The sequence below is a fragment of the Brachybacterium fresconis genome, assembly GCF_017876515.1.
GTDB lineage: Bacteria > Actinomycetota > Actinomycetes > Actinomycetales > Dermabacteraceae > Brachybacterium > Brachybacterium fresconis.
Map to the genome: position 1 here is coordinate 2211259 of NZ_JAGIOC010000001.1, position 13334 is coordinate 2224592.

The window sequence follows — 13334 nt, forward strand, 5'->3', positions numbered from 1 at the left end:
CTCCGTCTCTGCGCGTGCTGGCGCGCGGGATCGACCGATGGTGCTGGAGGGGAGAGCGAAGGAGCTTAAGCTCCGTCAGCCCCGAACACAAGGACAATGTCCGGTGTGGATCCTGGCGACGGCGCTCCCGACCTCGCCGATCTGCCGATTCCCGCACCGGCCGACCTGCCGAGCTCTACGTTGCCGGGCCATCCCGGCCGTGAGGCAACAACACCGCAGAACTCGACCGAACCACAGGCCGGCATCACCGCCGAGCTCTACGTTGCCGGGCCATCCCGGCCGTGTGGCAACAACACCGCAGAGCTCGACCGAGCCACAGGCCGGCATCACCGCCGAGCTCTACGTTGCCGGGCCATCCCGGCTGCTTGGCAACGATTCCGCAGAGCTCGGCGGGGTGGTGGGGCCCGCGGGGTGGTGGGGCCCGCGGGGTGGTGGGGCCCGCGGGGTGGTGCGGCCCGCGGGGTGGTGGGGCAGGTCGGGACGGCGGGGACGGCCGGCCGGGGTGGTTGGCAGGCCGCGGTGGGAGGGCCGTCCAGGCAGCTCATCCCAGCGAGGCTTCGATCTCCTCCCACAATGGCTCGGCCATGAGGCGGCTGAAGTGAGTGGTGAGGTGGTGGCCGTCGCGGTAGACCAGGACGTTGCCGATGATCGGCGGACACATCGACTCGTTGCAGAGGTACGCGGTCAGGTCCACGTACCGTGCCCCGGTCGTCTCGGCCGCGGACTGTTCCGCCTCGGTCACGGCAGGATCGAAGGCCTCCCCGCGGGGGACGGCGCACTGGGCGGTGTCCTCGAGGTTCTTCGACAGGCACACGGCGGAGGTCTCGCCCTGGTCGGGGACGTCGGCGAGCACGTCGACCACGGGCCCGTCGGACGATGACCCGTCGGCCGCCCCATCGCTCGACCCGTCTCCTGAACCGTCGGCCCCCGCCCCTGAACCGTCGGCCCCCGCCTCGTCGGAGCCCGAGCCCGAGCCGTCACCGCCGGGCCCTTCGATCGCGTCGATCGTGGACTCCATCCCCTGCTGCCAGCGCGTCGCGAAGTCACCCCCGCCCTCGAGCTCGGGGCGTTCGGCGCCGTAGTTCGCCAGCAGCACCAGGTCGGGCTGCTCCTCGTTGATCCGGTCGATCACGCCCTGACGCCAGGTGTCGCACTCGGTGTACGTCACGCCCTCGAGCACCAGCGGCACGTCGACGCTGGGGCAGGAGCTCTTGGTGTTGGTGTCCAGGCGGATCTTGCCCTGCTCGGCGAGCTCGGCGAGCGCCGGGTACCAGCTGGCCGCGTGGGAGTCGCCGAACAGGAACACCAGCGGGGCGTCCTCGTTCTCCCCCACCCGACAGCCGCTGGAGTCGGTGCTGTCCTGCGGGCGGTGGCAGTCGCTGGCGTAGATGGAGGGGTTGTCCGCCTCGGCCTCCTCCAGAGGCGGGGTGAGGTTCTCCGGGACGAAGCCGGTTCCGGCCGGGTCCTTCTGCAGCTGCGTCTCCTCCCCCGCCGTCTGATTCGTGGCCGTCTCGCCCCGTGCCGAGGTCAGGTAGTAGCTGCCGCCGGCGGTCGCGATCAGCGCCGCGGAGGTGGCCAGCGCCGCCGCGCCGGTCCACAGCCGGGACCGCTTGCGCAACGTGGGCCAGGCGATGACGGGCCGCTCGACGAAGCGGAACAGCAGCCAGGCCAGCGGGATCGCCACCGCTCCGAGAGCCAGACGCAGCCACAGCGGCAGCGGGTTGTCCTCGCCGACGGCGACCTGCGGGATCACCTGCAGCGGCCAGTGCACCAGGTACAGCGAATAGGAGATCGCCCCGACGAACTGGAAGGGCCGCAGCCCGAGGATCCGGTTCGCGCTGCCTCGCCCGGGCGCGGCGCCGCCGATGATCAGCAGCACCGTGGCCAGCACCGGCAGCGCGGCGGTGTAGCCGGGGAACGGGGTCTGCTCGGTGTACACCAGGCCCACCACGGCCAGCAGCGCCAGCCCCACCCAGGACAGCGCCCCGGTCCCCGCCGCCCGCGGCCACCGGGCGCCGGAGCGCAGCAGGAACGCCACCAGCGCGCCGGCCCCCAGCTCCCAGGCCCGCGTCGGCAGGGAGAAGAACACCCAGGGCTGGGAGACGCTCATCAGCGCCACGCACAGCGCGAAGGAGACCGCCACCAGAACGGCCGACACGACCAGCAGACGGCGCTCGCTGCGCCGGCACAGCCAGAAGCCGACCGCGAGGATCGCCGGCCAGAACAGGTAGAACTGCTCCTCGACGCCGAGGGACCAGTAGTGCTGGAACACCGACGGGCTGGTCTCGGCCAGATAGTTGGTGCCCTCGACGGCGAACAGCATGTTCGGCACGTACAGCGCCACGGCCACCGCACCCTTGGCGACCTCGTTCATCAGCAGCGGCGGCATCCAGATCCAGGCGGCCAGCACGGTCGCGATGCCCACCAGCAGGGAGGCCGGCAGGATGCGTCGGGCGCGCTTGGCGTAGAAGCTGCCGAAGGAGATCCGGCCGTCGCGCTCGAGCGATTCGAGCAGGTGGGTGGTGATGAGGAATCCGGAGATGACGAAGAAGACGTCGACGCCGACGAACCCGCCGGAGAGCCAGGTCACCCCGGAGTGGTAGAGCACGACGAACAGGACCGCGATCGCGCGCAGTCCCTGCACGTCCGGGCGGAAACCGGACTTCTTGGCCGCAGGGGCGGCAGAGGTGCTCTCACCGACGGCAGTCACGTGCTCTCCTTCCCGACGGGCGGGACGTCCCGTGGAGTCTAACCAGCACGCACGAGCATCGGACGACGCATTTCGCGGCATCAATCCAGGGCGGCCACACCTATCAGGATCTCCAGGTAGCGGCGGGCCAGGACGTCGTCGTCGGCATGCTCGCCGACCCAGGCGCGGCCGCTGGCGCGCACCCCGGCCCGGTCGCGGTCGGCGGCCAGCTCGCGCCACAGTGCCGTCAGCGCGTCGACGTCGCCCGGGGGCAGCACATCGCCGGCGTCCGCGGCGCGGACCACGTCGGCCGCCTCCCCGTCCAGCAGCGCCGTGATGTGACGGCCGGTGGCGAGCATCTCGTACAGCTTGGAGGGGACGGTCCACTGGAACGGCGCCCAGTCCCGCAGCGAGACCACGACGGTGTCCGCCCAGCGGTAGTGGGCGCCGACCTCGCGATGCGGGATGCGCGGCAGCACCTCGACGGGGGCGTCGAGCTCTTCGGCCAGCGCCGCCAGGGCAGGGGCCTCGATCCCGTGGCCGATCATTTTGACCTGCACGGGGACCCCCTCCTCGTGCAGCTGCGCCGCCGCCCGCACGACGATGTCCAGGCCCTGCGAGCGCCCCATATTGCCCAGGTACAGGCAGCGCAGGGCGGTGTGGTCGCTCTCGAGGTGATCGCGCTGCGGGGTGACCTTCGCCAGGTCGGTGCCGTTGCGGACCACCTCGACCGGGGACACCCCGCGCTCCTCGAGCACGTCGGCGAAGCGGTCGGTGGTGGTGACGACGGCCTGCGCGCCGCTCTGCCAGCTGGTGACCTGCGCATGCACCTGCCCCTTCGCCAGCGCCACCGCCCAGCGCAGGCTGCGGCGCAGCGCTCCGGGCTGCGGGGCGTGCACCGCCTCGGCGGGCAGGGCGCCGACGGGGCCGACGTGCGTGACCAGATCGGGCCAGGCATCACGCATCTCCACGACCAGCGGGACGCCCCACAGGGCCGCGAGCGTGCGACCCACCAGGAGCGTGGGAATCGCGGGTGCGGTGGCGACGACGACGTCGGGTCGGGTGCCGGGACGGCTGAAGCGCCGCCGCAGCCGACGCAGGGCGTCCAGCGCCGAGACCAGGTGATCGGCGGTGCGGGAGGTGATGTCCGCGCGGTGCGGGAGGTAGGCGGTGCGCAGCACGGTCTCCCCGTGGCGTCCGCGCTCGACGGCGCCGACAGGGTGCGTGCGCAGCTGCGCGCGGGTGGGGCGTCCGCCGGGATAGTGCGGCACGGGCGTCGCGACGGTCACGCGGTGACCTGCGGCTTCGAAGCGCTCGATCAGCGCCGACCAGCGCCGCTGCGGCGCCCCGAACTCCGGGGCGTAGTAATGGGTCAGCAGCAGGATCCTCATCCGGCGGCGGCCTCCTCCGGACCGGCGGTTCCGGCTGCGATCACCCCGGGGCCGCCGTCAGCGGTCACCCGGGGGCCGCCGTCGCCGGAGGTCTCCTCGAGGCCCACGGCACGGGCGGCCTCCCGCAGCGTCTGCGGGGAGGCGTGGAGGGTGTCCGGCGGGCGCAGGCCGGCCCGGGCGGACGCGGCGTCCACGAAGAGCCACAGCGCCTGCGGGTGGGCGGGATCGGCATCGCGGTCGACGGCGGCCCGCCGATGCTGCCGATCGGACGTCCGACGCGCGGTGGCTCGACCGTCGGAGGCGTCGGAGCCGTCAGGGCTGTCGGAGCCGTCGGCCCCGTCGGGTCCCGCGCTGTCACCCCCGCGGCGCGCGGCCGCGATCTGGGCATCGGCTCGGCGGCGGCCGTCGGGTTCCTCCGGCTCCGTATGCGGCGCAGGCAGCACGGCGATCGCCGCGGTGGGGATCAGCACGCTGCGGGAGCTGAGCTGACGGCGCACGACGGTGATCCCGGCGAGCTCGCCGGTGGCGTCGTGCACGTAGATGTCCCGCACCCGCCCCACCTGTGCACCGTCGCTGCCCAGCACGGTCACGCCGGCGAGGGCCTGGAGACGTGCGCGACGGGCCAGGCGGCCTGCGTCGGACGATCCCTCTTCGGCCTCCCCGTCCGTGATGCCGTCGCCCGGGCCGGTTGCCTCGTCGGCGTCGGAGCTCACGGCCCCTGAGCCGGAAGTGCGGGCGTCCTCGGCCCCGAGCTGCGGCGTCGCGCCCGCAGAGACGGCGAAGCCGTCCCCCTCGGGATGCTCAGCGGGGGTCTCGCCCCCCGACGTCTCGGTCACGCAGACCCGATCCTCCTCAGTCGATCACGCACAGGTGCACGAAGTCTCGCACATCGCGGGTGGGGTCACCGGAGCCGTTCTGCTGCAGCTCGCGCACCGAATGCTCGCGCACCGTCAGGCTCAGCAGCAGGGAGAACAGGGTGCGGGCGACGAACGCGGGATCCGCCCCCGGGACCAGCATCCCCTTGTCCGCGAGGCCCGTGAGGACCTCGTCGAGCACGTGCTCGTGGACGAGGCGCAGCCGCGCGATGCGGTAGCGGCCCGGATGGGACGGGTTCACGATCTCGGCGGACAGGGTCGCCAGCAGAGCCATCGAGTGCTGAGTGGGATTCCACGGCCCGGACAGGGCGGCCAGCAGGGTCGCGGGGGACCCCTGCAGCGACTCGACCGAGTCCAGCAACCCCTGCGCGTGCGCCTCGAGCCGGTCGATGACCGCGCCGAGCAGGGCGTCCTTCGAGGCGAAGTGGTGCAGCATCCCCGGGTGGGAGATGCCGACCCGGCGCGAGATGTCCCGCAGGCTCGCCCCGTGGTAGCCCCGCTCGGCGAACAGCGCCGAGGCACCGTCGAGGATGGCCTCGCGCCGCGCCTGGCCCGGGCCCGTGGACTCCGGAGCCGCCGTCTCGGGGGCGACCACGGTGCGCGGCTCGTCGGAGTCCACCGCGCCGGTCGGGACGCCGGGAGCCGCCGGATCCGCCGCCGGGGCGGGCGAGGGCACGGCGGCCCCCTCCGCGGGAGCGCCGACGACGGGCGGGAGGTCGTCGCCGACCTCCGACTCGGCGGCCGCGATCGTATCCAGCGTGCGCAGCACGTTGGTCAGGGGGTCCGCGCTCATGGTCACCGAGCTCCCGTCGAAGGTCTCCTCGCCGGCTCGATCAGAGAACGAGAGGGAGAGCGGGGCGGGCCCTGTCCTCGTGCCCGGAGGGCCTCCCGTGGCGGGCAGTGTCATGGTCGTTACCTCGCGGCAATCAGTTCGGCGATCTGGATGGCGTTCAGGGCGGCGCCCTTGCGAAGATTATCCGCTACCGCGAACAGCACAAGACCCTTTCCGTCCGGAACCGACTGATCCTGTCGGATCCGGCCGACGAAGGTGCCGTCCCTGCCGGCCGCATCCAGCGGGGTCGGCAGGTCCACGACGGTGACCCCGTCGGCCGCTTCCAGCAGCTCACGCGCCTGCTCGGGGGTGATCGGCTGGTCGAACTCGGCGTGGATCGCGACCGCGTGGCCGGTCATCACCGGCACCCGCACGCAGGTGCCCGCCACCGGCAGCTGAGGCAGGTCGAGGATCTTGCGGGACTCGTGGCGGAGCTTCTGCTCCTCGTCGGTCTCGTTCGACCCGTCCTCGACGATGCTTCCGGCCATGGCCAGCACGTTGAACGCGATCGGCTTGACGTAGGTGGACGGCTCGCCGAGGTCGACCGAGGACCCGTCCAGCGCCAGCTTCTCCACCTCGTCGGCGCCCGCCCGCACCTGGCCGGCCAGCTCCGCGACCCCGGCGACGCCGGAGCCGGAGACGGCCTGGTAGGTGGCGACCTTCAGCCGCGCCAGACCGGCCGCGTCGTGCAGCGGCTTCAGCGTCGGCATCGCGGCCATGGTGGTGCAGTTGGGGTTGGCGATGATCCCGCGCGGCGGGGCGTCGATCGCCTGCGGGTTCACCTCCGAGACGACCAGCGGCACCTGGTCGTCGCGGCGGAAGGCGGAGGAGTTGTCCACGACGGTCGCGCCGGCGTCGGCGAACCGCGGGGACAGCGCCTTCGAGGTGGAGCCGCCGGCGGAGAAGATCGCGATGTCGATCGTGCTGCCCTCGGAGGTGATGTCCGCGGTCTCGGCATCCTCGACCAGCAGGGACTGGCCGGCGTACGGCACGGTCCTGCCGGCGCTGCGGGCCGACGCGAAGGCGCGCACCCCGGCGTGGGGCACGGCGCGGTCCGCGAGCAGGGCGAGCATGACCTGGCCGACCTGGCCGGTCGCGCCCACCAGGGCGATGACCGGACCGTCGGGCGTGTACCCGGGAGTGGTGGTGACGTCGAAGGCGTCCGCGCCGGGGGTGGCACCGGCGGTGCCGCTGCTGCTGGAGGTGCTGCCGCTGGGAGTGCTGCTGGGGGTGCTGCTGGTCATCGTCCGGTTCCTCCGTACACGACGGCTTCGGTCTGCTCGGCATCCAGGCCGAAGGCGCTGTGGATGACGCGCACGGCGTCATCGAGCTTGGCCTGCTCGGTGACCACCGAGATGCGGATCTCCGAGGTGGAGATTATGTCGATGTTGATGCCCGCCTCGCCGAGGGAGCGGAACAGGGTCGCCGATACGCCCGGGTGCGAGCGCATGCCGGCGCCGACGATGCTGACCTTGCCGATCTGGTCGTTGTAGCGCACCTCGGAGTAGCCGATCGCCTCGCGCGAGGCCTCGATCGCCGCCAGAGCCGCGGGGACGTCGTCCTCGGGCAGGGTCAGGGAGATCGCGACGGTGTCGTCGACGGTCGAGGAGTTCTGCACGATCATGTCGATGTTCGCGCCGGAGCCGGCGACGACGTCGAACAGCAGCGCCGCCTTGCCCGGCGTGTCCGGGACCTCGACGACGGTGATCTTGCCTTCGCTGCGGTCGTGCGCGACGCCCGAGATGATCGGCGCCTCGAGGCCGGGGTCCGAGTGGTCGTCCATGGGGAGCTCCTTGGTCGGGTCGGCGGCGTCGCGACGGGCGACGTCCGCGGTGCGGATGGTGACGTCGGGGTCGATGGGGATCACGCGATCGGGGTCGTCGGAGACGATCGTCCCCAGACGCCCGGAGTACGAGGAGCGCACGTGCAGCGGCACGCCGTAGCGGCGGGCGTACTCCACGCTGCGCACCATCAGGATCTTCGCGCCGTTGGCGGCCAGGTCCAGCATCTCCTCGCAGGAGATGTAGGGGACCCGACGGGCGGCGGGCACGACGCGCGGATCCGAGGTGAACACGCCGTCGACGTCGGAGTAGATCTCGCAGACGTCGGCCTCGAGCGCGGCGGCCAGCGCCACGGCGGTGGTGTCCGAGCCGCCGCGGCCCAGGGTGGTGATGTCCTTCGTGGACTGCGAGACGCCCTGGAAGCCGGCGACGATCGCCACCGAGCCCTCGTCGACCGCCTCCTGGACGCGGCCGGGGGTCACGCGCAGGATGTGGGCCTTGCCGTGCACCTCGTCGGTGATCAGGCCGGCCTGCGAGCCGGTGTAGGCGCGGGCGTCGATGCCGACGTCGTTCAGCGCCATCGACAGCACCGCCATCGAGATCCGCTCGCCGGCGGTCACCAGCATGTCCAGCTCGCGCGGCGGCGGGTTGGGCGAGACCTGCTCGGCGAGATCGAGAAGATCATCGGTCGTATCGCCCATCGCGGAGACCACGACGACCACCTTGTGGCCCGCCTTCGCGTACTTCGAGATCCTCTGGGCGACACGCTTGATGGAGTCGGCGTCGGCGACGGAGGATCCTCCGAACTTCTGGACGACCAGGCTCATGAGACGAGTTCCTTCACGGTTGCGGGCTGGGGACAGGGGTGTTCCTGCAGTGGGCCGTGGGTGGCGCGGGGCGGCGGCGACGGTCACGATGCCTGGTGGCGGCACGGTTCTCGCCGGCACGACGCTCCGCGGAGCCGTCCGGGGTGCCGGATGGACCAGCTCCCCGGGGACCGGATGGCCCGGCTCCCGCGGTGCCGGATGATCCAGCTCCGGGGCACCGGTTCCCGACTCCCGCGGTGCCGGTCGGCCCGGCTCCGGGGTACCGGGCACCCGACTCCCGCGGTGCCGGACGAGCCGACCCCGGGGCACCGGATGTTCCGGTTCCGGGCTCTGCCGAGCTCACGGACCCGGTCGCCAGTCTACGAGACCTGCCCCTGTAGCGCCCGTGACCTCGACATTCGAGACGAGGCCGCTGGTCATGGAACTTTGTCCACGTGTCCGACACAACAATCCCCGGCGCTGTCCTGTCGTTCCCTACCCCTCCCCTCTGCACTGTCGTTCCCTACCCCCTCCCCCTCCGCCGAGCTCTGCACTGTCGTTCCCATAGCTCGCCGTGGCAACGACAGCGCAGAGCTCGGCCGGCGTTGCTGGGGCTGGGTCGTGGCGGGGACGGTGCACGTTCTCGGACGATCGGCCCCGATGGGGAGGATGATGCCGACAGGGCGCTGAGCAGGCCGTTGTGGATCCCCGGGGGGAGGGCAGCTCACCTTCGCGCACCCTTGGCCCATGCCTCGCCTTCGCACACCTCTCGCCGATGGCCTGCTCCCTGCTGTTTTCTCCCGGGCCGAGGCAGCGGCAGCCGGTGTCACCGACGAGCGTCTCCGGGCGCCCGACATCCGCATCGTGGTGCGAGGGTTCCACGCACGGGCCGGCCCGGAGATCCTGGAGAGAGACATCGTCGCGGCCCTCACCAGGAACGATCCCCGGGTGGCCGCCTGCGGACCGACGGCATCGCGCCTGTGGGGGTTCCCCAGAAGTCCGGGGCGAGTGCCTGGACATTCAAGGACTCGGCGTCGCGGATCCACCTCACGAACTCCGTCGTGCGGCGCCGGAACACGAAGAAGCTCCGATGGCGCAATCTCGACCTGACCGCCTCGGACCTCGTCGAGGTCGGCGGTGCTCGGCTCACGTCTCGCGTGCGTACCTGGGTGGACCTCGCCGCCACACTGTCGACGGATGACCTCACGGCGATCGGTGATCACCTGGTGCGGAAGCCGCGAGGCATGTTCGAGGGCCGCGGCGCACCGCATGCGACGCCCGACCAGCTCCGGCAGGCGGCGCTCCGCCACCGCGGTCGCGGCGCCCTTCACCTTCGGCATTCGCTGGAGGACATCCGGATCGGCAGCGACTCCCCCGCCGAGACCCGCCTCCGCCTGGGCGTGCTGCGGGCGGGCCTGCCCGCGCCTGCGCTGAACACTGCCATCCGCGATGACGGAATCTGGCTCGGCGAACCGGATCTCTCGTGGCCGGAGTGGAAGGTGTGCGTCGAGCACGAAGGGCCGACCCACCTCACCAAGCAGCAGCAGGAAGAGGACATCCAACGCACCGAGCTCCGCAACGAGGAAGGCTGGATCGAGGTGCGAACGGTCGCCAAGGACCTCCGGAACTCCTGCGCCCGCGGGGTGGAGCGGATCGCCACCGCGCTGCGCCGACATGGCTGGCGAGGATGATCCGGCGCCCCGGTCCCATTCAGAACCCCGGTGCACTCAGGGTCGCCACCGTCAGGCACCCAGATCCACCTCTGCGCAATCGGTCCCAAAACCGCCGGAAGCACCACGAACGCAGAGCTCGATCGAGGCGGGCCCGACTACTGAGCCCTACCCCAGATCTACCTCTGCACAGTCGGTCCCAAAACCGGGCCGCTTCCAGTGGTGAGTGCGACTCCTGAGGAGGGAGTCGCGGATGTTGCCTGCTTCGTTTCGTGCTGGAGTCATTGAGGACGTGCTGGAAGGCGCGACGGCATGGGACGCGGCCGTGGCGGCGGGTGTCAGCGCGAGAGTGCTGACGGACTGGTTGCGAGAAGCTGGAGTCATGTTGCGCACGGGAAGGCCATCTCCAGACCAGCTGTCTTCGGTGGTCCGACCGCCACCGGCCAAGAGCTTCGGCGCGCCTGCCGGTCATGGCAGGCGACTGCAGCTTGCCGACCGGATCTGGATCGAGATGGGCATTGCCCAGGGAGATGATCCCGATCGGATCGCCTCCAGCCTCGGCGTGCACCGTTCCACGGTCTTTCGTGAGCTCTCTCGCCATAGCCTGATCGCTCACGACGGCCGCTGGAACAGGGATGACGCGCATTACAGCGCCGCCTTGGCCCAGCTGTGGGCCGACGAAGCACGCGTGCGCCCGAAGGCCTTCAAGCTCGAGACGCTGCCGCTGCTGCGCCGGATGGTCATCGACATGCTCAACCACAAGATCTCCCCGCAGCAGATCAGCGTGCGGCTGCGACGAGAGTTCCCCGACGATGAGAACATGCAGATCAGTCACGAGACCCTCTATCAGACCCTCTACGTCCAGGGTGCTGGCGCGCTGCGTCACGAGCTGAAGGTCGAAGGCGCGATCCGTTCGGGCCGCAAGACCCGCAAACCGGCCTCGAAGCTGCCGCCGCGCTCGAACCGCAGCTGGCTGGAAGGACACCGGCTCGCGGATCGCGACGACATCACCGCTGCAGAGCACGCTGGGCGGAAAATCCCTGGGCATTGGGAGGGTGACCTGGTGGTGGGGCCGAACAACTCAGGCATCATCACGCTGGTCGAGCGGGCCTCACGGTTCACGCTGCTGGGGCGCCTGCCCGGAACGCGCGACTCGACCACGGTGATCGACATGCTCGCCGAGATGGTCGAGGACCTGCCCGGCGCGGTTCAGCGCTCGATCACCTGGGACCAGGGCATGGAGATGGCTCAGCACGCGAGGTTCACCGTGGAGACCGGCTGCCCGGTGTTCTTCTGTGACCCGCACTCTCCGTGGCAGCGGCCGACGAACGAGAACCTCAACGGTCAGCTGCGCTGGGAATACCCCAAAGGCACCGACTTCAACCTCGTCACCGACGCAGAGCTCGAAGCCGTCCAAGACATGCTCAACGCCCGTCCCCGCGTGATCCTCGAAGGCGCCACCCCCAGTGAGACACTCGACGAACTGATAACCACAGTCGCACTCACCAACTGAAGCGGCCCCGCCGGAAGCACCGAGAACGCAGAACTCACCTTGATGGACAGAGCTGCCGGGCTGGGCGGGCCGCCGGGCCGGCACCGCTGATCGGCGGGACTCGGGACCGGAGCAGGGCGGCATCAGGCCGTGGTCCCGACCAGCTCCTCCAGCAGGGCGCGTCAGGCCGTGGCCCCGACCAGCTCCTTCAGCAGGGCGCGGGCGCCGTCGGTGCGCAGCACCTCCAAGGCGTGGAGGTAGGGCGCGGTGAACGCCTCGTGCTCGACCAGGTCGCCGAACAGCTCCTCGTCGCGGAGGAAGGCGAGCGGATCCTCGTCGTGCTTCGCGGCGGCGGCCATCACACGATCGTGGAGACGGTCGACGACGGGCCATTCCTCGCCGTTCTCGCCGGTGCCCTCGGCGTACCGCGCCCAGGAGGCCACGATCGCGGCAGTCGCGGTGACGGAGCGCTCGGCCTCGAGGTTCTCGCGGATCACGGGCATCATCCAGGTGGGGATGCGGTCGGAGGACTCGGCGGCGAGACGGGCCAGCGTGTCCTTGATGGCCTCGTTGGCGAAGCGCGCCATGAGCTCGTCCTTGTAAGCGGTCAGGTCGATGCCCGGCACCTCCGGGACGGTCGGAGTGCCCTCGACGTCCATGTAGAGCGTGCGGGCGAAGGGGGCGAGGTGCTCGTCCACGGCGGCCTCGTCGGCGTAGGTCAGGCCCAGCAGCAGGCCGAAGTAGGCGATGGACTGATGGGAGCAGTTCAGCAGGCGCAGCTTCATCAGCTCGTAGGGCTCGACGTCCTCGACCATCTGCACCCCGGCCTCCTCGTAGGCGGGGCGGCCGGCGGGGAACTCGTCCTCCAGGACCCACTGCACGAAGTCCTCGGCGACCACCGGCCAGGCGTCGTCGATGCCGTAGTCGGCGGAGATCATCTCGATGTCCTCGGGCACGGTGGCCGGGGTGATGCGGTCGACCATGCAGTTGGGGAAGGCGACGTGCTGCTCGATCCAGTCCGTCATCAGCTCCTGCCCGTGCAGTCCGTTCTCGTCGCGGCGCCGCGCGTAGGCGAGGATCATGCGCTGGGCCAGGTCACCGTTTCCGCGCACGTTGTCGCAGGACATGACCGTGAACGGCTCGGTTCCGGCCTCGCGGCGGCGGCGCAGCGCCTCGACCACGAAACCGAACATGGTGCGGGGATGACCCGCGCCGTGGGCGGTGTTCGCGCCGCCCCCGTCCTCTCCGGCCCGGCCGACGTCGGCGGCCCCGGCGGAATCGAAGCGGGTGGAGAGGTCCGCGGCGACGGCCTCGGTCTCGTACTGGAACTCGCCCGTGGACGGGTTGTAGTTGTATCCGCCCTCGGTGACGGTCAGCGAGACGATGCGCACCGCCGGATCGGTCATCTGGGCGAGCACGGCCTCGGGATCATCGGGCGCGAAGAGGTACTTCGCGATGGAGCCGATCACGCGCGGGTCGCGCTCACCGTCGGGGTTCTTGGTGACCAGGGTGTACATGCCGTCCTGCGCGGTGAGGGCATCGCGCATGCGGGCGTCCCCCGGCAGCAGGCCGACGCCGCAGATCGCCCAGTCGCGGTCGCGCCCGGCATTCATCAGACGGTCCAGGAACATGGCCTGGTGGGCGCGGTGGAAGCCTCCGACGCCGAAGTGGACGATGCCGATGGCGCGCTGGTCGAGCGGGTACTGAGGTACCGCCACCTCGCCTCGCGCAGAGATGTCGGGGAGGGCGGAAGCGTTCAGGGCGGTCATGGCTCATCCTTCGTCGGCGAGTTCTGCTG

General features: G+C 71.1%; 9 protein-coding genes. 2 read left to right on the forward strand and 7 right to left on the reverse strand.

Going from position 1 to position 13334, the window contains the following annotated elements:
• Window positions 1–541: 541 nt before the first annotated feature.
• The 6 genes from JOF44_RS09995 to JOF44_RS10020 form a co-directional block, all read right to left on the reverse strand.
• Window positions 542–2710 (reverse strand): acyltransferase family protein, encoded by a 2169-nt coding sequence (locus JOF44_RS09995; protein WP_342591745.1) that lies wholly within the window; start codon window positions 2708–2710, stop codon window positions 542–544.
• 80 nt (window positions 2711–2790) lie between these two features.
• Complete coding sequence (locus JOF44_RS10000) at window positions 2791–4080, reverse strand: glycosyltransferase family 4 protein (RefSeq protein WP_209890476.1); 1290 nt, start codon at window positions 4078–4080, stop codon at window positions 2791–2793.
• Window positions 4077–4916 carry a PRC-barrel domain-containing protein gene (locus JOF44_RS10005; protein WP_209890479.1) on the reverse strand — a complete coding sequence of 280 codons (840 nt, stop codon included), beginning with the start codon at window positions 4914–4916 and terminating at the stop codon, window positions 4077–4079. The genes JOF44_RS10000 and JOF44_RS10005 overlap by 4 nt, the downstream gene beginning before the upstream one ends.
• A gap of 16 nt (window positions 4917–4932) precedes the next feature.
• A complete protein-coding gene (locus JOF44_RS10010; RefSeq protein WP_245348911.1) occupies window positions 4933–5748 on the reverse strand; it encodes a TetR/AcrR family transcriptional regulator in 816 nt (271 codons plus the stop codon).
• Window positions 5749–5867: 119 nt separating this feature from the next.
• Window positions 5868–7031 (reverse strand): aspartate-semialdehyde dehydrogenase, encoded by a 1164-nt coding sequence (locus tag JOF44_RS10015; protein WP_209890485.1) that lies wholly within the window; start codon window positions 7029–7031, stop codon window positions 5868–5870.
• Complete coding sequence (locus JOF44_RS10020) at window positions 7028–8395, reverse strand: aspartate kinase (RefSeq protein WP_209890488.1); 1368 nt, start codon at window positions 8393–8395, stop codon at window positions 7028–7030. The genes JOF44_RS10015 and JOF44_RS10020 overlap by 4 nt, the downstream gene beginning before the upstream one ends.
• Before the next feature lie 959 nt (window positions 8396–9354).
• Here JOF44_RS10020 and JOF44_RS10025 point away from each other — a divergent pair.
• Both JOF44_RS10025 and JOF44_RS10030 read left to right on the forward strand, forming a co-directional pair.
• Window positions 9355–10065 carry a 6-phosphofructokinase gene (locus JOF44_RS10025; protein WP_209890491.1) on the forward strand — a complete coding sequence of 237 codons (711 nt, stop codon included), beginning with the start codon at window positions 9355–9357 and terminating at the stop codon, window positions 10063–10065.
• A 232-nt stretch (window positions 10066–10297) separates the two neighbouring features.
• A complete protein-coding gene (locus tag JOF44_RS10030) occupies window positions 10298–11557 on the forward strand; it encodes an IS30 family transposase (RefSeq protein ID WP_209890494.1) in 1260 nt (419 codons plus the stop codon).
• Window positions 11558–11718: 161 nt separating this feature from the next.
• On the opposite strand, the gene JOF44_RS10035 is transcribed toward JOF44_RS10030, so the two are convergent.
• The gene (locus JOF44_RS10035) at window positions 11719–13305 is read right to left on the reverse strand and encodes a mannitol dehydrogenase family protein (protein WP_209890497.1); all 1587 of its coding nucleotides are present in this window, start codon (window positions 13303–13305) and stop codon (window positions 11719–11721) included.
• Between the last annotated feature and the right edge of the window lie 29 nt (window positions 13306–13334).

Bases quoted from the DNA above. Each gene is read 5' to 3' on its own strand.
- JOF44_RS10000 (WP_209890476.1), bottom strand. From the start codon at position 4,080: ATGAGGATCCTGCTGCTGACCCATTACTACGCCCCGGAGTTCGGGGCG.
- JOF44_RS10010 (WP_245348911.1), bottom strand. From the start codon at position 5,748: ATGAGCGCGGACCCCCTGACCAACGTGCTGCGCACGCTGGATACGATC.
- JOF44_RS10015 (WP_209890485.1), bottom strand. From the start codon at position 7,031: ATGACCAGCAGCACCCCCAGCAGCACTCCCAGCGGCAGCACCTCCAGC.
- JOF44_RS10020 (WP_209890488.1), bottom strand. From the start codon at position 8,395: ATGAGCCTGGTCGTCCAGAAGTTCGGAGGATCCTCCGTCGCCGACGCC.
- JOF44_RS10030 (WP_209890494.1), top strand. From the start codon at position 10,298: ATGTTGCCTGCTTCGTTTCGTGCTGGAGTCATTGAGGACGTGCTGGAA.
- JOF44_RS10035 (WP_209890497.1), bottom strand. From the start codon at position 13,305: ATGACCGCCCTGAACGCTTCCGCCCTCCCCGACATCTCTGCGCGAGGC.